This is a genomic window from Methyloversatilis sp. NSM2, assembly GCF_038066675.1.
Taxonomy (GTDB): Bacteria; Pseudomonadota; Gammaproteobacteria; order Burkholderiales; family Rhodocyclaceae; genus Methyloversatilis; species Methyloversatilis discipulorum_A.
The window spans coordinates 671558-692242 of sequence record NZ_JBBUKV010000001.1; the positions used below are offsets into that span (position 1 = coordinate 671558).

At 67.8% G+C, this 20685-nt stretch carries 19 protein-coding genes; 12 read left to right on the top strand and 7 right to left on the bottom strand.

Going from position 1 to position 20685, the window contains the following annotated elements:
* The 11 genes from WJU27_RS03055 to WJU27_RS03105 all read left to right on the top strand — a co-directional run bounded on the left by WJU27_RS03055 (position 1) and on the right by WJU27_RS03105 (position 9688).
* Positions 1–1731, top strand: coding sequence for a fumarate reductase/succinate dehydrogenase flavoprotein subunit (locus WJU27_RS03055; protein ID WP_341421093.1), 1731 nt, complete (start codon positions 1–3; stop codon positions 1729–1731).
* A gap of 31 nt (positions 1732–1762) precedes the next feature.
* The gene (locus tag WJU27_RS03060; RefSeq protein WP_019917845.1) at positions 1763–1996 is read left to right on the top strand and encodes a 4Fe-4S dicluster domain-containing protein; all 234 of its coding nucleotides are present in this window, start codon (positions 1763–1765) and stop codon (positions 1994–1996) included.
* A gap of 10 nt (positions 1997–2006) precedes the next feature.
* Positions 2007–2954, top strand: coding sequence for a HEAT repeat domain-containing protein (locus tag WJU27_RS03065; protein ID WP_341421094.1), 948 nt, complete (start codon positions 2007–2009; stop codon positions 2952–2954).
* Positions 2955–2964: 10 nt separating this feature from the next.
* Positions 2965–3294: a ferredoxin FdxA gene (gene fdxA / locus WJU27_RS03070; protein ID WP_020165035.1), complete on the top strand. Its 330-nt coding sequence runs from the start codon at positions 2965–2967 to the stop codon at positions 3292–3294.
* 75 nt (positions 3295–3369) lie between these two features.
* Positions 3370–4812, top strand: a complete 1443-nt coding sequence (locus WJU27_RS03075; RefSeq protein WP_341421096.1) for an ABC transporter substrate-binding protein — start codon at positions 3370–3372, stop codon at positions 4810–4812.
* 3 nt (positions 4813–4815) lie between these two features.
* A complete protein-coding gene (locus WJU27_RS03080; protein ID WP_296812186.1) occupies positions 4816–5784 on the top strand; it encodes an ABC transporter permease in 969 nt (322 codons plus the stop codon).
* Positions 5781–6659: an ABC transporter ATP-binding protein gene (locus tag WJU27_RS03085; protein WP_019917853.1), complete on the top strand. Its 879-nt coding sequence runs from the start codon at positions 5781–5783 to the stop codon at positions 6657–6659. Before WJU27_RS03080 ends, WJU27_RS03085 begins: the two co-directional genes overlap by 4 nt.
* Complete coding sequence (locus WJU27_RS03090; protein ID WP_020165032.1) at positions 6656–6952, top strand: DUF971 domain-containing protein; 297 nt, start codon at positions 6656–6658, stop codon at positions 6950–6952. Before WJU27_RS03085 ends, WJU27_RS03090 begins: the two co-directional genes overlap by 4 nt.
* Entirely contained in the window at positions 6949–7698 is a 750-nt protein-coding gene (locus WJU27_RS03095) for an electron transfer flavoprotein subunit beta/FixA family protein (RefSeq protein WP_341421097.1), read from the top strand. Before WJU27_RS03090 ends, WJU27_RS03095 begins: the two co-directional genes overlap by 4 nt.
* An 11-nt stretch (positions 7699–7709) precedes the next feature.
* Complete coding sequence (locus WJU27_RS03100) at positions 7710–8681, top strand: electron transfer flavoprotein subunit alpha/FixB family protein (RefSeq protein ID WP_341421098.1); 972 nt, start codon at positions 7710–7712, stop codon at positions 8679–8681.
* 68 nt (positions 8682–8749) lie between these two features.
* On the top strand, positions 8750–9688 hold the full coding sequence (locus WJU27_RS03105) for a GGDEF domain-containing response regulator (protein WP_020165029.1): 939 nt from the start codon (positions 8750–8752) through the stop codon (positions 9686–9688).
* 3 nt (positions 9689–9691) lie between these two features.
* On the opposite strand, the gene WJU27_RS03110 is transcribed toward WJU27_RS03105, so the two are convergent.
* The 7 genes from WJU27_RS03110 to WJU27_RS03140 all read right to left on the bottom strand — a co-directional run bounded on the left by WJU27_RS03110 (position 9692) and on the right by WJU27_RS03140 (position 18555).
* The gene (locus tag WJU27_RS03110) at positions 9692–10720 is read right to left on the bottom strand and encodes an ADP-ribosylglycohydrolase family protein (RefSeq protein ID WP_341421099.1); all 1029 of its coding nucleotides are present in this window, start codon (positions 10718–10720) and stop codon (positions 9692–9694) included.
* 36 nt (positions 10721–10756) lie between these two features.
* The gene (locus WJU27_RS03115) at positions 10757–11542 is read right to left on the bottom strand and encodes a phosphatase PAP2 family protein (protein WP_020165027.1); all 786 of its coding nucleotides are present in this window, start codon (positions 11540–11542) and stop codon (positions 10757–10759) included.
* A 13-nt stretch (positions 11543–11555) separates the two neighbouring features.
* Positions 11556–12356 carry a metallophosphoesterase family protein gene (locus WJU27_RS03120; RefSeq protein WP_020165026.1) on the bottom strand — a complete coding sequence of 267 codons (801 nt, stop codon included), beginning with the start codon at positions 12354–12356 and terminating at the stop codon, positions 11556–11558.
* Complete coding sequence (locus WJU27_RS03125; protein ID WP_020165025.1) at positions 12353–13306, bottom strand: diacylglycerol/lipid kinase family protein; 954 nt, start codon at positions 13304–13306, stop codon at positions 12353–12355. The genes WJU27_RS03120 and WJU27_RS03125 overlap by 4 nt, the downstream gene beginning before the upstream one ends.
* Before the next feature lie 57 nt (positions 13307–13363).
* Complete coding sequence (locus WJU27_RS03130; RefSeq protein WP_341421100.1) at positions 13364–14296, bottom strand: ketopantoate reductase family protein; 933 nt, start codon at positions 14294–14296, stop codon at positions 13364–13366.
* A gap of 118 nt (positions 14297–14414) precedes the next feature.
* Positions 14415–17846 (bottom strand): transcription-repair coupling factor, encoded by a 3432-nt coding sequence (gene mfd / locus WJU27_RS03135; protein WP_341421101.1) that lies wholly within the window; start codon positions 17844–17846, stop codon positions 14415–14417.
* 337 nt (positions 17847–18183) lie between these two features.
* Complete coding sequence (locus tag WJU27_RS03140) at positions 18184–18555, bottom strand: nucleotide pyrophosphohydrolase (protein WP_020165022.1); 372 nt, start codon at positions 18553–18555, stop codon at positions 18184–18186.
* Between the two features lie 123 nt (positions 18556–18678).
* Here WJU27_RS03140 and WJU27_RS03145 point away from each other — a divergent pair, with 123 nt between their 5' ends.
* The gene (locus WJU27_RS03145) at positions 18679–20559 is read left to right on the top strand and encodes a potassium transporter Kup (RefSeq protein WP_341421102.1); all 1881 of its coding nucleotides are present in this window, start codon (positions 18679–18681) and stop codon (positions 20557–20559) included.
* Positions 20560–20685: the final 126 nt, after the last annotated feature.

Below are 20685 nucleotides of genomic sequence, written 5' to 3' on the forward strand. Positions count from 1 at the left end.
ATGAAACGCATCGACATGGAATTCGACCTCGTCGTCATCGGCGGTGGTACCGGCGGCCCGATGGCCGCCGTCAAGGCCAAGGAGAAGAACCCCAAGCTGCGCGTGCTGCTGATCGACAAGGCCAACGTGAAGCGCTCGGGCGCCATCTCGATGGGCATGGACGGTCTCAACAACGCCGTCATTCCCGGGCACGCGACGCCGGAGCAGTACGTCAAGGAAATCACCATCGCCAACGACGGCATCGTCGACCAGGAAGCGGTGATGGCCTACGCCGCCAACAGCTTCGACATGATCAACGAACTGGACCGCTGGGGCGTCAAGTTCGAGAAGGACGAAACCGGCGACTACGCGGTGCGCAAGGTGCATCACCTGGGCAGTTACGTGCTGCCGATGCCCGAAGGCCACCACATGAAGAAGATCCTCTACCGCCAGCTGAAGAAGGCGCGCGTCGAGGTGACCAACCGTGTCGTCGTCACCCGCGTGCTGACCGGCGAAAGCGGCGAGGTGGTCGCGGTGATGGGCTTCGACTGCCGCACCGCCGACGTCTATGTCATCCGCACCAAGGCGGCGGTACTCAGCACCGGCGCCGCCGGTCGAATCGGACTGCCGGCTTCCGGTTACCTGATGGGCACCTACGAGAACCCGACCAACTGCGGCGATGGCCACGCGATGGCCTATCACGCCGGGGCCGACCTGGCCAACCTCGAGTGCTTCCAGATCAACCCGCTGATCAAGGACTACAACGGCCCGGCCTGTGCTTACGTGACGGGTCCGTTCGGCGGCTTCACCGCCAACTCCAAGGGCGAGCGCTTCATCGAGTGCGACTACTGGAGCGGCCAGATGATGATGGAGTTCTACAACGAACTCGAAGGCGGCAACGGCCCGGTGTTCCTCAAGCTCGACCACCTCGCCGAAGAAACCATCAGCGAGATCGAGCACATCCTGCACACCAACGAACGCCCGAGCCGCGGCCGTTTCCACGAGAAGCGCGGCAACGACTACCGCAAGCAGATGGTCGAGATGCACATCTCCGAAATCGGCTTCTGCAGCGGCCACAGCGCCTCCGGCATCCACACCGACGCGCGTGGCGCGACTTCGGTGCCCGGCCTGTACGCGGCCGGCGACTGCGCCAGCGTGCCGCACAACTACATGCTGGGCGCCTTTGTCTATGGCCGGCTGTGCGGCGAGAACGCTGCCGCCTACTGCGCCGAACACGGTCTGGGCGCGGTCGATGCCGGCGACGTCGCGGCGGAAGAGGCGCGCATCCTGGCGCCGCTCGGTCGCACCGATGGCCTGACGCCCTTCCAGATCGAATACAAGACGCGCCGCCTGGTGAACGACTACCTGCAGCCGCCGAAGATCACTCGCAAGTACGAGATCGCGCTGCGCCGCTTCGACGAGATCCGCGAGGACACCGAAGCGATGTTCGCCGCCAACCCGCACGAGCTGATGCGCGCGATGGAAGCGCACTCCATCCTCGACTGCGCCGAAATGGCCGCGCGCGCTTCGCTGTTCCGCACCGAGAGCCGCTGGGGCCTCTACCACTACTTCGTCGATCACCCCGAGCGCGACGACGAAAACTGGTTCTGCCACACGCTGCTGAGCAAGGGTGAGGACGGCCGCATGCAGATGCGCAAGAAGCCGATCGAGCCCTACGTCGTGCCGATCGACGACGAGGAACGCAGCGCCTACCAGCGCCTGCGCGTTGCCCGCAACGCCGAAGCCGCCTGATTCCACCGACACATCCATCAAGGAGTTCGCCATGACCATAGCTGCTACGCCGACCCAGGTGCCGGTGAGTGTCGATAACGACAAATGCATTGCCGAGAAGGGCTGCACCGTGTGCGTCGATGTGTGCCCGCTCGACGTGCTGGCCATCGACATGCTCACCAAGAAGGCCTTCATGAAGTTCGACGAGTGCTGGTACTGCCTGCCGTGCGAGACCGACTGCCCGACCGGCGCGGTCAGCGTGTCGATTCCCTATCTGCTGCGCTGAGGAGCCGACGATGGATACCCTGACCTGTTCCATTGTCGAGCGGCTCACCAGCCCCGACGCCGAAGTGCGCCGGCTGGCGGTGATCGACCTGCCCTACGGCGACGAGGACGACATCGTGCCGCTGCTGCTGCCGCGGCTGAAGGACGCCGACGCCACCGTGCGGACCGAAGCGGTGCGCGCGCTCGAAGGTTACGAGGACGCCGAGGTGGTCGAGGCGCTGGCGCCGATGCTGCTCGACGCCGACCCGGCGGTGCGGGCGGCCGCCGGCGAGGTGCTGTCGGAACTGAAGGAGAGCGCCTCCGCCGCGCCGCTGATTCCCTTCCTCAGCGGCCACACGGCCGAAGTGCGCATGCTGGCGTTGCGCGCGGTGCGCGCGCTGCGGGTCGATGCCGCTTTCGCACCTGCGATGGAGGCGCTGAAGGACAGCGACGCCGCGGTGCGCCGCGAGGCGGTGGGCGTGCTCGGTTATCTGCGCAAGGCGGAGGCGGTCGGCGCGCTGGCCGAGATCGCCGCCCGCGACCCGGACCCGGAAGTGCGGCGCATCGCCATCGGCGCCATCGGCTATTCGAGCGAGGTAAGCGTGCTGCCGTCGCTGACCCGCGCGCTGACCGACGTCGCCTGGATGGTGCGCGACGAGGCGGCGCAGACGCTGGGCAAGCTGCGGCTCGCGCTGGCGGTGCCCGACCTGATCCGCGCGATGCAGGACGACTACTGGCAGGTGCGCGTCAAGGCAGCGCGCAGCCTCGGTCTGCTGAAGGCGGCGGCGGCCCTGCCGGCGCTGGTCGATGCGCTGGCCCACCCGATAGGCAACCTGCGCAAGGAAGCGGCCATCGCGCTTGGCGAACTGGCCGATCCGCGCGCCATCCCGGCGCTGGAAAAGGCGCTCGACGACGCCGACCCGGACGTGCGCAAGCTGTCCCGCCTCGCGCTGACCGCCATTTCGCTGGCCCAGAAATAGGGAGAACACCATGACCTTCGTCGTCACCGAAGCCTGCGTGCGCTGCAAGTACACCGACTGCGTGTCGGTCTGTCCGGTCGAGTGCTTCCACGAGGGGCCGGAGTTTCTGGTCATCGACCCGGCGGCCTGCATCGACTGCGGCGTCTGCGTACCGGAGTGCCCGGCCGAAGCCATCTTCGCCGAAGAGGATCTGCCGGCCGACCAGGTCGAGTTCGTCGCCATCAATGCCCGACTCGCCAACGAATGGCCACTGATCACCGCGGCGCGCGATCCGCTGCCCGACGCGGACGAGTGGGCCAACGTGAAGGACAAGAAGCACTACCTGTTCGAGAGCGCCTGAGCGCCGGCCACCCACACAGCAAGCACGCAGCAAATCTTCGATTCATTCATTGAACTGACAGGAAGAGGTGAAGCCATGAACGTTATGAAGAAGACCCTGGGTCGCGTAACCGGCACGACCCGCGCACTGCTGCTCGGCGCAGCCCTGGGCTGCTGTGCCACCGGCGCACTGGCCGAGGTCGTCACCGTCGGCATCGGCACGCAGAACACCACCACCAACACGGTGACCGGCGGCATCGTGATCAAGGAATTGGGTCTGCTGGAGAAGCACCTGCCGAAGACCGGCAAGTACACGGACATCCAGTTCAAGTTCGAGTGGCAGAACTTCACCTCCGGCCCGCCGGTGACCAACGGCATGGTGGCCAACACGCTGCAGATCGGCATGATGGGCGACTACCCGCTGCTGGTGAATGGCGCCACCTTCCAGGCCAGCCCGGAAACGAAGAGCCGGCTGATCGCACTGATTGCCTACAACGCTGACGGCGCCGGCAACGGCATCGTGGTGCACAAGGATTCGCCCTACTACCAGCTGTCCGACCTGAAGGGCAAGAAAGTGTCGGTGCCTTTCGGCTCGGCCGCGCACGGCATGCTGCTGAAGGCGATGGAGGACAAGGGCTGGAAGAGCGATGTCTGGGAACTGTCGAGCCAGAGCCCGGAAGTCGGCACCTCCAGCCTGCAGGAAAAGCGCATCGATGGCCACGCCGACTTCGTGCCGTTCGCCGAGCTGCTGCCCTACCGAGGTTTCGCACGCAAGATTTTCGACGGCGTCGAAACCAAGGTGCCCACCTTCCACGGCGTCGTCGTGCGCGAGGACTTCGCGAAGAAATACCCGGAGTTCGTCGTCGCCTACATCAAGGCGCTGATGGAGGCGAACGACTGGGTGCGCAAGAACCCGGTCGAGGCGGCGACCAAGATCGAGGAATGGACGCGGGTCGAGAAGGAAGTGGCCTACATGTTCCTCGGCCCGGGCGGCGTGCATACGCTGGACCCGACCATCAAGCCGAAGTGGGTCGAGACGGTGAAGTACGACCACGGCGTGCTGCAGCGCATGGGCCGGGTGAAGGAGTTCGACGCCGACGCCTGGGTGGACGAGTCCTACCTGATGCAGGCCTACAAGGAACTGGGGCTGGACTACGCCAAGCAGAAGGCGAGCTTCGCCAGCTACGAAATCGGGGGTACCGACCCGCTGTGCGGCGGCAGCATCGACAAGCCGCGCGAAGCCGGCGAGGTGTGGATCGAAGGCGGCGCGCTGACTGCCTACAAATCGGCCGAATGCACGCTGGCCGCGGTCAATGCGGCGACCAAGGCGGGCAAGAAGGTCGGCGTGGCCTTCGTGTTCGACCAGAGCTTCAAGATCAAGCTGTTCGCCGACAAGGCCTTCTACTCGCTGGGCGGCAAGGGCGGTGCGGCCATCACGCCCTTCCTGCTGAAGAAGGACGCCGAGGCGCACGCCGCCGCCCATGGCGGAAAGCTCGGCAGCTACGCCGACGCACTTGCCGTCGCCACCGTGAGGAAATGAGCCATGTCGACCGTCATGAGGATGCACTCGATCGATGACGCCGCCCCGCCGGACGCCGTGCCGGCCGACGCACCGGCGCCGGTGCGCGCGGTGGCGCCGGTCGCGGTGCCCGGCGGGGCGCCTGCCGCCCCGGCTGCCGCCGCACCGCTCCGGCTGACCCCGGCGCAGCGGCTGGGGCGCACGCTGCGCCGCGAACTGCCGACCTGGGCGCTGGGTGCCCTGTCCATCGTGCTGCTGATCGGCTTCTGGCACCTGGCCACCACCCATCGCTGGGTGTTCTACATCCGCTTCACCAACGTGCCCGGTCCGGTCGAGGTGTTCGGCGAGGCGATGAACCTGTTCGGCAACAAGGGCTTCACGACGCACGTGATGCTGAGCCTGCGCCGCATCATGCTGGGCTTCGCCATCGCCACCGTGCTCGGCGTGACGCTGGGGCTGCTGATCGGTCGTTACCGCCACGTGCGCAGCCTGCTGTTCCCGGCGATGGAAATCCTGCGTCCGATCCCGGCCATCGCCTGGGTGCCGATCTCCATCATGCTGTGGCCGACCACCGAAACCAGCATCGTGTTCATCACCTTCATCGGCGCCTTCTTCCCCATCCTGCTCAACACCGTGCATGGCGTGGCGACGATGGATGCGGTGCTGGTGCGGGCGGCGCGCTGTCTCGGTGCCACCGAGTTCGCGCTGATGACGCAGGTGGTGCTGCGCGGCGCCATGCCGCACATCTTCACCGGTCTGGCGGTGGGCATGGGCGTGGCCTGGGTGTCGCTGATCGCCGCGGAAATGATTTCCGGTCAGTACGGCGTCGGCTACTTCACCTGGGAGGCGTACTCGCTGATCGAGTACTCGAACATCGTCATCGGCATGCTGGTGATCGGGGTGCTCGGACTGGCCTGCAGCGGTGTCATCCGCCTGCTCGGCCGCGTGCTGATGCCCTGGCAGGCCAGCAGTGGAAAGGAGAACTCGCGATGAATGCATCGACCGTACAGACCCGATCGGCCACCGGCCACATCGACATCCGCGACGTGAACATCCGTTTCACGCAGAACGGCGTGCCCTTCGACGCAGTGAAGAACGTGTCGCTGGACGTGAAGCCGGGCGAGTTCGTATCCATCGTCGGACCGTCCGGCTGCGGCAAATCGACGCTGCTGAACATCGTCGCCGGCTTCCTGCGTGCCGACGAGGGCACGGTGACGGTCGATGGCCGTGCGGTGACGGCGCCGGGTGCCGACCGCGGCGTGGTGTTCCAGCAGTACTCGCTGTTTCCCTGGCTCAGCGTGCGGCAGAACGTCGAGTTCGGCCTGAAGATGCAGGGCGTGAGCCGCAGCACGCGCGAAGTGAAGGCGCGCACGCTGCTCGGCCTGGCCGGCCTGCTGTCCTTCGAGAATCACTATCCGGACCAGCTTTCCGGCGGCATGAAGCAGCGCGTCGGCATCGTCCGCGCGCTCGCCACCAGCCCGCAGGTGATGCTGATGGACGAGCCCTTCGGCGCGCTCGATTCGCAGACCCGCGTGGTGATGCAGGAAATACTGACCAATATGTGGCAGCAGCTGCAGCTGTCGGTGCTGTTCATCACGCACGATATCGAGGAAGCCATCTTCCTGTCCGACAAGATCTACGTGATGACCGCGCGCCCCGGCCGCATCAAGGCGGAAATCCCGGTGCCGCTGCCGCGTCCGCGCACGCCCGACATGACTTCGTCGCCCACCTTCCTCGCGCTGCACCGCCAGTTGAAGGCGCTCATCCGCGAGGAAAGCCTCGCGGCGATGGGCGGTGAGCTGAAGGAGGGCGGACTGGCCGGGCACGACTGGCATGTCGGCGCCGAAGGCGTGGGAGCGATGCTGTGAATGCGCTGCCGCGGTCGGTCACCGTGCACAGCGCCTCGCGCCTGCTGCGCATCGAATGGGACGACGGCAGCGAGAGCGCATTGCCGCACGCGCTGCTGCGCGCCCGCTGCCGCTGCGCCTTTTGCACAAAGGCGGCGCGCGCCGGCGCCGCGGCGCCGGATTGCAGCGGTGTCGTGCTGACCGAGGCACACGCGATGGCGGACGCCGGCCTGAACCTCGTGTTCTCCGACGGCCACCGGCGCGGCATCTATCCGTGGGCCTATCTGCGCGAGCTGGAGGAGGGCGAGTCATGAAGGTGTTGGTGGCGGTGAAGCGGGTGGTCGATCACAACGTGAAAGTGCGCGTGCTGGCCGACGGCAGCGATGTCGACATCGGCAGCGCCAAGCGGGCGATGAACCCGTTCGACGAGATCGCGGTGGAAGAGGCGGTGCGGCTGAAGGAGGCCGGCGTCGCCAGCGAGGTGGTGGTCGTGTCCTGCGGCGCCGCCGCCTGCCAGGACACGCTGCGCAGCGCGCTCGCGATGGGGGCGGATCGTGCCGTGCTGGTCGAAACCGCGGCCGAACTGCAGCCGCTGGCCGTGGCTCGCCTGCTGCACGCGCTGTGTGAGCGCGAGCAGCCGCAACTGGTGATCTGCGGCAAGCAGGCGATCGACGACGACGCCGGTCAGACCGGCCAGATGCTGGCGGCGCTGCTCGACTGGCCGCAGGCGACGAACGCGTCGAAGCTGCTGCCCGGTGACGGCCACGTCGAAGTGACGCGCGAGATCGACGGTGGCAGCGAAGTGCTGGCGCTGACGCTGCCTGCGGTGCTCACCACCGACCTGCGCCTGAACGAGCCGCGCTTCGTGTCGCTGCCCAATCTGATGAAGGCGAAGAAGAAGCCGGTCGACAACGTGACGCCCGAGGCGCTGGGTGTCGATGTCGCGCCACGCCTGCGCACGCTGCGGATGGCGCCGCCGCCGGCGCGCACACCGGGCGTGCGCGTAGCCAGCGTGGCCCAGTTGATGGAACGCCTGCGCGCCGAGGCGCAGGTGATCTGAGGAGAGACGCGATGAGAACCCTGGTGATTGCCGAGCACGACAACGCCGAGCTGCACCCGGTCACGCTGCATGCAGTGACGGCGGCGCTGCAGTTCGGTGGCGAGATCGATCTGCTGGTGGCCGGTCATGACTGCGCCGCCGTGGCCGAACAGGCGCGCCGGATCGCCCGCGTTGCCCGCGTGCTGCACGCCGAAGCCACGCACTACGCCGATCAGCTGGCCGAGCCGCTGGCCGAACTGCTGCGCTCGGTGCTCGCCGATGCGGCAGGTCACTACACGCACGTGGTCGCCGCGGCCGGCGGCTTTGCCCGCAACCTGCTGCCGCGGGTGGCTGCGCGGCTGGGTGTGGCGCCGGTCACCGACGTCGTGCGCATCGAATCGCCCGATACCTTCGTACGCCCGATCTACGCAGGCAACGTGCTCGTCACCGTGCAGTCGCTCGATGCGCTGAAGGTGCTTACCGTGCGCGCGACCGCCTTTGCCGCGGCGCCAACCGGCGGCGACTGCCCCGTGCTGCCGCTGCCGGCCGCCGCCGATCCGGCCCGCTCGCGCCTGGTGGCGCGCCAGCGCGTGCAGGGCGGGCGCCCGGATCTGGGCAGCGCGCGCGTCGTGGTGTCAGGCGGTCGTGCCTTGGGCAGCGCCGACAATTTCCGCCGCCTGCTCGAACCGCTGGCCGATACCTTGAACGCTGCCCTCGGCGCCAGCCGCGCCGCGGTCGACGCCGGCTTCGTAGGCAACGACAGCCAGGTCGGCCAGACCGGCCGCGTGGTCGCGCCCGAGCTGTACATCGCGGTGGGCATTTCCGGCGCCATCCAGCACGTGGCGGGCATGAAGGATTCACGCGTCATCGTCGCCATCAACCAGGACGCCGACGCGCCCATCTTCGGCATCGCCGACTACGGGCTGGTGGCGGACATCTTCGAGGCGGTACCGGCGCTGACGCAGGCGCTGGCCGGGGGCGGCGAGGGTAATTTTTCCTCCTAAAGCGCCGGGCGGCGTAGCCGAAATAGTGTTCACAACGAGAAAAAGAAATCGGCTTCTCCGGGGAACACATGAAGATATTGCTGGTTGAGGACAGTCGCGCCATGGCGGCTGTCATGTCGGTGCGGCTCGCGTCGTTCGGCTACGAGGTGACGGTGGCCGAGCACGGCGAGGCCGCGGTGGCGCAGTTCGCGCAGCTCGCGCCCGACCTCATCCTGATGGATATCGAGATGCCGGTGATGAACGGCTTCGAGGCGACTGCGCGCATCCGTGCGATCGAAGCGACGCAGGACTGGGCGTGGACGCCCATCCTCTTCCTCACCGCGTCCGACACGCAGGAAAACCTGATCACCGCGATCGAGGCTGGCGGCGACGACTTCATCGTCAAGTCGGTGCCGGAAGCGGTGCTGCAGGCGAAGATGAAGGCGATGACCCGCATCGCCGCGCTGAGAAAGCGCCTGTCGGTCGCCAACCGGCTGCTGAAGGAGCAGGCCAGCCGCGACGGACTGACCGGTCTGAGCAACCGACGGCACATGGACCTGACGCTGGATCTGGCGTGGAGCGAGGCACGCGAGAGTGGACGCCCCTTCGCGCTGCTGATGCTCGACATCGACCACTTCAAGAAATACAACGACCACTACGGCCATCTGGCTGGCGACGACTGCCTGCGCGCGGTCGCGCAGGCACTGTCGGGCGTGGTCGAGCGCTTCAACGCTGAACGCCTGACCGAGGGCGCCTTCGCCGCCCGCTACGGCGGCGAGGAATTTGCGGTGCTGATGCCGGTGGCCAGCAAGCCGGTGTATGAGCGCATCGCCGAAACGGTGATCGCCGAAGTGCGCGGACTGGCCATTCCGCACGAGCGCAACGCCGACTGGGGCGTGGTGACGACGTCGGTCGGCGGCGCCTTCATCGATGCTGCCGACGACGAACTGATGCACGTGTTCCGCACCGCTGACGAGCGTCTCTACGCGGCCAAGGAGGCCGGACGCAATCGCGCCGTCCTGGCCTGAAGCTCAGCTCATACGGGCGCGCAACGCCTCCAGCAGCCGCCGGCAGTCGGCGGCGGCGTAAAGGCCGCTTACCCATTCCGCCGGCAGCGCAGGCATGCCGTTCGCTGCACCGAGCAGCGTGCCGAGCACGACGCCGCGATGGCAGTTGTCGCCACCCATCCGCACGTTGGCGAGCAGTCCGTCGCGCGGCGTGCCGCCGTACTTCACCGCCAGATGCAGCGTCGCCGGCAGCGCGTCCTTCAGATAGCAGGCCGGGGTGAACTGCCGCCCGATCACGTCGTCGTCCGCGCGCGTCGCCGCCCAGTCGCGGTAAGGGAACGCGAGCGCCGGGTGGCTGGCGGGTTCGGCGCGCGACAGCGCGTCGTCGATCGTCGCGCCGTGCAGCAGATGGAAGGCGAGGTCGGCATACAGCGCCGCCGCAGCGGCCATCTCCTCGCCCTTGTGCGTCAGGTCGACATGCTGGATGACCGCATCGCGCAGCGCATCGCGGTCGTCGGCGTGGAACAGGATGAGCGGCGCCAGCGTGGCCAGCCCGCCGATGTGGATGTCCACGCTGCCGCAGTCGTCGATCTCCAACCCCTTGCCGTAGTTGCGGAAGAAGGCGCGGTGGCATTCCTCGACATAGGTGTCGCCGTGCATGCCCGGTGTCAGCATGAAATCGGTGTAGCGGTGCGCGTAGTCGTCGCGGTCATAGCGCCCGCAGGCCAGCAGTGACTCGGCCAGCAATATGGCGAGGCGCACGTTCAGCGTGTTCTCGCCGGCGTGCAGGAACTGGTGGTAGTGGATGTCGCGCGGGCCGCTCCACCAGCGAGCCTGCTCGTGCAGGATGTCGTCGGTGCTGCCGGTGCAGGTGTACTCGCTGCGCCACAGGAAGCTGTCCGGGTGCGGGTTGTGCGGCGGCAGATAGGTGGTGATGTCGCCGTAGTCCTCGGCGATGCGGTTGCGCGTGTAGTACCAGTGCACCGGCATCGCCAGCGCGTCGCCGATGAAACCGCCCCACCAGGCGGCGTCGAAGCGTGAAGTGTCGATCATGCGGGGTCTCCGGGGCAGCAGGGCGGGAGCATCTTTTCACGGCACGCGTCGGCGCAGCAACTCGGACAGCGTGATGCACAGCGTCAGCCAGGCCGCGCCGGACGCCATGCCGGCCAGCACGTCGCTGGCGAAATGCACCTGCAGCACGACTCGGCTCACCGCCGTGGTGAGGGCGATGGCCACCGCCGCGAGTACCACCGGCAGGTGCCAGCGCGACGGCAGCAGCCGCAGCAGCACGTAGGCGGCGATGCCCCAGGCGGCCACCGTGCCGGATGCATGGCCGCTCGGAAAGCTCCAGCTGGTTTCGATCGTGAAGCCGTGGTCGTGCACCGGCCGCACACGCTCGAACAGCGCCTTCAGCGATACGTTGAGCAGCGAGTTGCCGGCGATGGCCGCTGCCCAGGTGGCTGCCAGCACGAGGTGTCGCCGCCAGGCCAGCAGCAGCGTGCCGCCGATGCCGAGCGCGGTGAGCGTCGCCGTGTCGCCGAAATGGGTCAGGCGCGCGAACACGCGCAGCGTGTCCGCCGGCTGCGTGGCGCTCAGCGCGGTGACCAGCGCATCGTCGAATTCGGTCAGCGCGTGACCGCTGCTCATGGCTGCCGCAATCAGGGCAAAGGCGCTGCTCGCGATGCCGACGCCCAGCGCCCCGGCGCTGGCGATGCGCGCTGCCGATGCCGCGCCGCCCGGGCGCAGCCGGCGCCAGGACAGCAGCGTCGAGGCGGCGAGTGCCAGTGCGCCGGCGAGCAGCGCGAAATAGAGCGGCAGCAGGTTGGCGGCGACCGCTTCGGCCAGCAGTGCAGGCGTGCTCAGAGAGGCGTGCATGGGTGTGCGAGCGTCAGTTGCCGAGCGGCAGCGCACTGAGCGCTGCCATTTCGAACTCGCCGGCGGTGCTGCGGTAGTCCCAGCGTTCGACCGTACAGATCGGGCGCCCCGCGTGCGTGCGGCGACGGATCAGATTGACCGAATTGCCGGCGTCGCGGCGCGTGCGGCTCGATACCGCGGTGCCTGCCTGCACCGCCCAGCCGGCGCGTCCGCTGCCGTCGAGCGGGCGCACGAAGGGCAGGTGGATGTGTCCGCCCAGCACCAGATCCACCCCGGCCTCCAGCCAGCGCCGCAGCGCTTCGGCATGACCGTGCACACGGTTGTGCCGCTCGCTGGCGCGGGTGACCGCCACCGGGTGGTGCAGCGCGACCACGCGCAGCACGCCCGCCGGTGCCTGTTCCAGCCAGCCGGCTGCGCGCTCGATCTGTGCCGCCGACAGCTGGCCGTCGACATGACGCAGCCGCCGGGTGCTGTCGAGACCGACCAGGCGCAGTCCGTCGGCGTCGAGCACGGCGTCGTGCGCCCGCCCGAAGGCGCGGCGGTAGTCGAGATAGGGGGCGAACAGGCGTGCCGGCAGGTTGAACAGCGGAATGTCGTGGTTGCCCGGCAACACCATCCGTTGCGCGATCTGCAGGCTGTCGGCGAAAGCGCGCGCGGCGGCGAACTGCGCGCGCCGTGCGCGCTGCGTGATGTCGCCGCTCAGCAGCAGCACCTGTGGGCGCTGCGCGTGTGCAAGCCGGCGCAGCGCGTCGCATACCTGCGGACGCTCGGTGCCGAAATGGGTGTCCGATATCTGCAGCAGCAGTGCGCTCATCCGTCCGCACCGTCGGCCGGGACGATCAGCGGCAGCGCATCGGGAATGACGCGGAACTCGAGCGGTGTGCGCATCCAGCCGACCTCGCCGTCGGTGGCGACCTTGATGCGTCCGCCGCGCCGGCCGCGCCGCAACACGCTGAGGCGCAGCGTTTCGAAGCTGAAGCTCTGCACCTCGTCGGCGTCGCCCAGCCGGCCGAAGGCGCCGCGCGCCAGCAGCCACAGCATGGCCAGCCGGCCGGTCGGGCGCAGCGCCAGCGCGGCCAGCCGGCCTTCGTCCAGCGCCGTCGCTTCGTCGACGCCTATCCGTTCGAGCTGCAGCCGGTTGTTGCCGACGAACAGTGTCGAGGTGTGCAGCGTGCGCAGCCGGCCGGCGTGTTCCATTTCCAGCGTCATCCGGCGATGTCCGCGCAGCAGTGTGGCCAGGCCCGCCCACAGCGCGATGATGCGGCTGCGACCGAACTGCTGCTTCCATTCCTCGCGGTTCTCCAGCAGCGCCGGATAGAGGCCGAGGCTGGCATTGACCAGGAAGATGTGCTCGTTCACCCAGCCGACCTGTACGCGCCGTATGCGACCGGTCAGCAGCATGCGCGTCGCCTCCGCGGTATCCGCCGGAATGCCGTACTCGCGCGAGAAGTAATTGAAGGTGCCCTGCGGCAGCACGCCGAATGCAACGCCGCTGCCGACCACCACCTGCGCCACCGCGTTGATCGTGCCGTCGCCGCCGGCGGCGACCACGATGCCTTTCTGGATACGCGCCTCCTGCACCGCCTGCCAGGCGACCGTGTGCAGCCGGCGCGCGTCCTCGACGTAGAGGATGCGGTGCGCGCGACCGACGCCGGACAGCACCGATTCGATGGTTTCGCGCGTGCGCTCGGCGTCGCTGCTGCCGGAACCGGCGTTGAGCACGATGAACAGCGGTGCGTCGGCGGAAGGAGAGGACTGGGGCATCGGAGAGGGAGAGAAGGTGACGGACCGGCTGCATCTTAGGCAGGCGGCGTCCGGCGATCAGCCGGACGATTCCGACAGCCGTGCCCGCGTCGCCTCGTAAGCCTGCAGGTGCGAGCAGGCCAGATCGAGCTTGGGCACCGACACCGACTGTGCGTCGGCACGCCTGCACAGGTCGCCGAGAATGTGATCGGCTTCGGTGCGTGCGCTGCGCAGCACGTCGCGCAGCATCGAGGCGGTGAGGGTCGAGCCGGCCTCGGTCAGCTGTGCGCGGTAGCCCGTCATGCGCTGCGCGGCCGGCGCGCGGCCGCAGGCGGTGGCGACCGCAGCACCTTCCTCCAGCATGCCTTCGATCAGCGCGCGGCCGGCGCGCGTGTCGAGGATGTCGCCGATCGAGGCGCGCATCAGGCAGGTGGCGCCGGCCAGCGTGGCGATGAACACCAGCTTGTCCCACATGTCCTGCTCGATGTCGGCCGACACCGTGTAGTCGGGCGAGATGCCGGAAAGCACCGCACCCAGCGCCTCGATGGCTGCCGACTGCGCCGCGTGGCGGGCGCCGATGATGAGGCGCTGGCTGGCGTTCAGATGACGGATGCCGCCGCTCTCGTCCAGCGTCAGCGCCAGGTGGGCGACGCCGCCCGCCACCCGCTCGCGGCCGAAGCGCGCGTCAAGAAGATCGAGGTGGGCGATGCCGTTGAGCAGCGGCAGCACGACGGTCTGCGGCCCGACCGCCGGTGCGATGGCGTCGAGTGCGGACGCCAGATCGTAGGCCTTGCACGACAGCAGCACCAGGTCGAAAGGGGTGTCGACGGCGGTCAGAAGATCCGGCGTCAGCTGCAGGTCGCCGAAGGGGCTCCACACGCGCAGCCGGTGTTCGCGCAGATGTTCGGCGCGCGCCGGCCGCACGAGGAAGGTGATGTCGGCACCGGCCTGCTGCAGTCGGGCACCGAAGTAGCCGCCAATGCCACCGGCACCCAGTATCAGTATGCGCATCGTTGTCACTCCAGAACGGGGCGCTACAGCATAAGCCGCACCGGCGCAGGCCGGGGCGGGGGCGGCCGGGCTGTGCCGGTCGCCGCACCGGTACATTGCGGCGCGCCGGCTGAGACGATCAGCCGCTCAGCTTCTTCATCAGTTCGCGCACGGCGCCGACCCGGCTGTCGAGGTCCGGGCTGGATCGTTTCCACGACAGTCTGTCCTGTCCAGCCAGCTTGAAGTTCCGGTCCTTCTGCACCAGCTGGATGATGCGTATCGGCTCGATCGGCGGGTTGGGGCAGAAGGTGATCAGGATCAGCGTTTCGTGCGCGTCTATCTTGGTGATGCCCAGCGGACGCGCGGCGATGCGCAGGCGGTGCGTCTCCAGCAGTGCGCGCGTCTGGTCGGGCATCGGGCCGAAGCGGTCCACCAGTTCTTCGCGCAGGCCGCCCAGTTCGTCCTCGGTTTCGCAGTTGGCCAGTCGCTTGTACAGCGTGAGCCGCTCATGCACGTCCGGGCAGTACTTGGTCGGCAGCAGCGCGGGCGTGTGCAGATTGATTTCCGACACGATGTCCAGCGGCTGCGTGAGGTCGGCTTCTTCGCCCTTCTGCAGCGCCTTCACCGCGCTCTTCAGCATTTCGGTGTAGAGGTTGAAACCGACTTCCTGCATTTCGCCGGACTGCGAATCACCCAGCACCTCGCCGGCGCCGCGAATTTCCAGGTCGTGCATCGCAAGGAAGAAGCCGGAGCCCAGCTCTTCCATCATCTGGATCGCCTCCAGCCGGCGGCGGCCCTGTTCGGTCGGCTTGGCGTGCGCGTCGGTCAGCAGGTAGGCGTAGGCCTGGTGGTGGCTGCGGCCGACGCGACCGCGCAGCTGGTGCAGCTGGGCCAGACCGAAGCGGTCGGCGCGGTTGATGATGATGGTGTTGGCGTTCGGGTTGTCGATGCCGGTCTCGATGATGGTGGTACACAGCAGCACGTTGTGCTTCCTCTGCGTGAACTCGCGCATCACGCGCTCCAGCTCTCGTTCCGGCAGCTGGCCGTGGCCGACCACGATGCGCGCTTCCGGCAGCAGGTCGGCCAGCCGGGTCTTCATCTCCTCGATGGTGTCGACCTCGTTGTGCAGGAAGTACACCTGGCCGCCGCGCTTGAATTCGCGCAGCACTGCTTCGCGGATCAGCCCGCGCGACCACGGGCTGACGAAGGTTTTGATCGCCAGCCGCTTCTGCGGTGCGGTGGCGATGACCGAGAAGTCGCGGATGCCTTCCAGCGACATCGCCAGCGTGCGCGGGATCGGCGTGGCGGTCAGCGTGAGCACGTCCACCTCGGCGCGCAGCGCCTTCAGCGCCTCTTTCTGGCGCACGCCGAAGCGGTGTTCCTCGTCGATGATGACCAGGCCGAGGCGGGCGAACTTGACGTCCTTCTGCAGCAGGCGGTGGGTGCCGATCAGCACGTCTATCTTGCCCTCGGCCGCCTCCTTCAGCGCCTGCGTCTGTTCCTTCGCGCTCTTGAAGCGCGAAATCTCGGCGATGCGTGCCGGCCACTCGTGCGCCACCTGGGCGAAGCGGTCGGTGAAGGTCTGGTAGTGCTGTTCGGCCAGCAGCGTGGTCGGCGCCAGCACGGCCACCTGCTTGCCGTCGGCCACGGCGACGAAGGCGGCGCGCAGCGCGACTTCGGTCTTGCCGAAGCCGACGTCACCGCAAACGAGTCGGTCCATCGGCCGGCCGGACGTCATGTCGCCGACCACCGCGCTGATCGCATTGAGCTGGTCCGGCGTTTCCTCGAAGCCGAAACCTTCGGCGAAGGCGTCCATGTCGTGCTGCCTGAAGCCGAAGGTGTGGCCCTTGCGCGCCGAGCGCTGCGCGTAAAGCGCCAGCAGTTCGGCGGCGGTGTCGCGCACCTGCGCGGCGGCCTTCTTCTTCGCCTTTTCCCACTGGCCGGAGCCGAGCTTGTGCAGCGTGATCTGGTCGCCGGGCGCACCGCTGTAGCGGCTGATCTGGTGCAGCTGCGACACCGGCACGTAGAGCTTGTCGCCGTCGGCGTACTCAAGATGCAGGAACTCGGTCTCGCCTTCGCCGAGGTCCATGTGCATCAGGCCGATGTAGCGGCCGATGCCGTGCTGCAGGTGAACCACCGGGTCGCCCACCTTCAGTTCGGTCAGGTCGCGCAGGAAGTTCTCGGCGGTCACCTTGCGGCCGTCGCGCTTGCTGCGCGCGCGGGCCTGCGTCGGGTAGAGCTCGCTTTCGGTGACCAGCGCAACCGGCGGCGAGGTCAGCGCGAAGCCCTCGGCCAGCGGGCCGGTGGCGATCAGCAGGCGTGCCTCGCTCGCCAGCGCCGCGTCGAAGCTGTCGCAGGCGGCATTGGCCAGGCCGTATTCGGTGAAGTAGTCGGTCAGCGTCTCGCGCCGGCCAGCCGATTCGGCCACCACCAGCACGCGCTGCGCGGCGACCAGCGCGCGCAGACGGAACAGCGGGTCGTCCGACTTGCGCTCGACGGCAAGGTCGGGCAGCGGCGTGACCGCGGCCACTTCGTCGCCGCGGCCCAGGCGCACGATGGGGCGGTTGGCCAGCGACACGTGGAACTGTTCTTCCGACAGGAACAGATCGGGCGGCGGCAGTATCGGCCGCGCGCGCTCGCCCTTCATCAGGTCGAAGCGGCTCTTCGTGTCGCGCCAGAAGTCGGCGATGGCGTCATTGACTTCGTAGTCCAGCGCCACCACCGCGTTGGCCGGCAGGTAATCGAACAGCGTGTCGGTGCGCTCGAAGAACAGCGGGATGTAGTACTCGATGCCGGCGCTGGGCACGCCGTTGGACACGTCCTTGTAGATGACCGACTTCGACGGATCGCCCTCGAAGGTTTCGCGGAAACGCGACCTGAAGGCGGCGCGCGCCTTGTCGTCCATCGGGAATTCGCGCGCCGGCAGCAGTCGTATCTCCTGCGTCGGGAACACGGTGCGCTGGGTGTCGACGTCGAAGGTGCGGATGCTTTCGACCTCGTCGTCGAACAGGTCGATGCGATAGGGCAGGGCGGAACCGGTCGGGTAGAGGTCGACCAGGCCGCCGCGCACGCTGTATTCGCCCGGTGCGACCACCTGGGTGACCGCGCTGTAGCCGGCGATGGTGAGCTGCAGGCGCAGGCCTTCGACGTCCAGCTTCGAGCCCTGCTTGACGAAGAAGGTGTGGGCCGCCAGGTATTCGCGCGGTGCCAGGCGGTACAGCGCGGTCGAGGCCGGCACCACCAGCACGTCCAGTTCGCCGCGCATCAGCGCGTACAGCGTTTCCAGCCGCTCCGACACCAGATCGGCGTGCGGCGAGAACTGGTCGTAGGGCAGGGTTTCCCAGTCCGGCAGCTGGAATGAGCGCAGCGCCGGCGCGAACCAGCGCAGTTCGTCGAGCAGGCGCTGGGCGTCCATCGGGCGCGCGGCGACGACCACCAGCGGGGCGCCCAGCTCGCGCGCGAGCTCGGACAGCGCGAGCGCCTGGGCGCCGCCCGGCAGCTTCGGCCAGTCGGTGCGACCGCCGGGGCGCGGGCGGGGAAGACGGGACAGCAGGGAGGGCGATGAAGTCATGTACGGGTAGAGCAGTGGGGCGACCGAACGTTCGGGCGCCACCGGTGACGGCAGAGGCGCGATTATCCTGAAAACCTCAGTTGATCGGCGTCGTGGGCGCGGTTGGCGGGGTGCACGGCAAGGCGCGAGGACGCGGCAGGATGGCTCCCTGCAAGGACGAGCAACGCGGCCGGGCGCCCCGCCGGCCGTGCACGCGACGTCGAAGCGGTCTCATCCGGAGAGTGAGCGATACAAACCGACCGATGTCCTTGAAGGGCAGAGCTTTCGGCTTCATGGCAAGCGGTCAGCCGAGGTTTTCAGGATTATCCCGGAAACCGCTTCGGACGCCTTGCCCGCTTCATTCGCGATCGGGGTACTCGTCGTACTTGCGCGCGTCGCCGCGTACCCGGTCGGCGGGGTACTTCTGGCGGTTCAGCGCCATCTTGTCGGCCACCGCGGCCGGCAGATCGATCTCCAGCACGTCGGCCAGACGCACCAGATAGACCAGCACGTCAGCCAGTTCGTGGCCGACCGCGGTGCGCTTGTCGTCGGCCAGTTCGTGGCCGGTGGGCAGCCACTGGAAGTGTTCCATCACCTCGGCGGCTTCGATGCTCATCGCCATCGCCAGATTCTTCGGCGTATGGAACTGCGCCCAGTCGCGTTCATCGACGAAATGGCGGATCAGCTCGCGCAGGGCGGACAGGTCGGTGGTGTCGGTGGGCGACGGCATGGCGTGATCGAAGTAACGGAGGTGTGTGATTGTTGCAAAACTCCAACCTTGCGTCGCCGTCAAGACTTGATCTTGCAAATGGTGCGGCGCAGTATCGGCGACGTCTTCCAACCGATTCCCCTGATGACCCAGGCCACTCAAGAGCCGAAAGCCCTCGCGCCGCTGATGCTTGCCGCACTCGGCGTCGTGTTCGGCGATATCGGTACCAGCCCGCTCTACGCCTTCAAGGAAGCCTTCGCCGGATCGCACGGACTGCCGCTGTCGGAGGCCAACGTGCTGGCCACGCTGTCGGCACTGTTCTGGGCGGTCACGCTGATCATTTCGTTCAAGTACGTGTTCATCGTGCTGCGCTTCGACAACGAGGGTGAGGGCGGCGCACTGGCGCTGGCTTCGCTGGCGCAGCGCTCGGCGCGCACCGGCGTACGGCGCCGCGTTGCCGCGGTCACCGCGGCTGGCGTGTTCGCCGCCGCGATGTTCTACGGCGACGCGGTGATCACGCCGGCGATTTCGGTGCTGTCGGCGGTCGAGGGCATCGCCGTGGTGACGCCGACCCTGGAGCACTGGGTCGAGCCGATCACCATCGTCATCCTGGTCCTGCTGTTCTGTGTGCAGCGCACCGGCACGGCTGTCGTGGGGCGTTTCTTCGGGCCGGTCACCATCGTCTGGTTCGCCGTCCTGGCGTTGCTGGGTGCATCGAGCATCGCGCAGACGCCCGACGTGCTGCGCGCGCTGAACCCGGCCTACGCCGTGTCGTTCGCGATCGACAAGCCGGGGCAGGCCTTCCTGCTGCTCGGTGCGGTCTTCCTTGCGCTGACCGGTGGCGAGGCGCTGTATGCCGACATGGGGCATTTCGGCCGGCGCCCGGTGCGGCTGGCCTGGTATTTCATCGTGTCGCCGGCGCTGCTGATCAACTACTTCGGTCAGGGCGCGCTGGTGCTGCGCGCATCCGAGGCCGTCAGCAATCCCTTCTTCATGCTGGCCCCCGAGGACTGGCGGCTGCCGCTGGTCGCGCTGGCGACGATGGCCACCGTGATCGCGTCGCAGGCGACCATCTCGGGCGCCTTCTCGATCACCGCCCAGGCGACGCGCCTGGGCTATTTGCCGCGCCTGCGTCAGCTGCACACCTCGGACACCGAACGCGGGCAGGTCTATATACCGGCGGTGAACTGGATGATGCTGGTCGCCGTGGTCGTGCTGGTGCTCGAGTTCGACACCTCGAGCGAGCTGGCCGCCGCCTACGGCATCGCGGTGTCGGGCGACATGATCATCACGACGCTGCTGATGCTGTTCATCACGACCATGTCGCAGCGTCGCCTGAAGACGCTGCTGCTCGCCGTGCTCGGTGTCTTCCTGGTGGTCGAGATGCTGTTCTTCGCCTCCAATCTGACCAAGTTCATGGCCGGCGGCTGGCTGCCCATGCTGCTCGGCGGTGCGCTGTTCACGATGCTCACGACGTGGAAGCAGGGCACCGCGCTGATCACCCGGGAACGCCGGCGCATCAACATTCCGATGGCCGACTTCATCGGCGGACCGCCGCTGGACGTACCGCGGGTGCCGGGCACGGCGATCTACCTGACGTCCGATACCGAAACCGTGCCCAGTGCGCTGTTCCACAACCTGAAGCACTTCAAGGTGCTGCACGAACGCGTGTTCTTCCTGCACGTGATGATCGAGGACGTGCCGCGCGTGCCGGACATCGACCGCATCGAGGTGCACAAGCTCGGTGGTGAGCACTACACGGTGGAGGCGCGCTACGGCTTCCGCGAGGAACCGGACATACCGCAGGCACTTGCCGCGCTGGCCGATCTGGGCCTCGAACTGGAGCCGATGAGCACCACCTATTTCGTCGCCCGGGCGACCGTGGTCGAAGGGCAGGGTGACGATCTGCAGTCGTGGCGGCGTGCGCTGTTCGGCTGGATGATGCGGCAGTCTGAAGGGCCGGCAAACTACTTCCACCTGCCGCCCAATCAGGTGGTCGAGCTGGGCACGCAGATCAGTCTCTGAACGGCTGCAGCGGGTGCGGGCAATTTTCCCGGTCGCACCGGCCAGGGCTTCCGCCGGAACTGCGACGCACCGACAATGCCGAACCTCGCGGAGGCCGACGCGCCTCCAGCCTGCTTCACCCCTCGC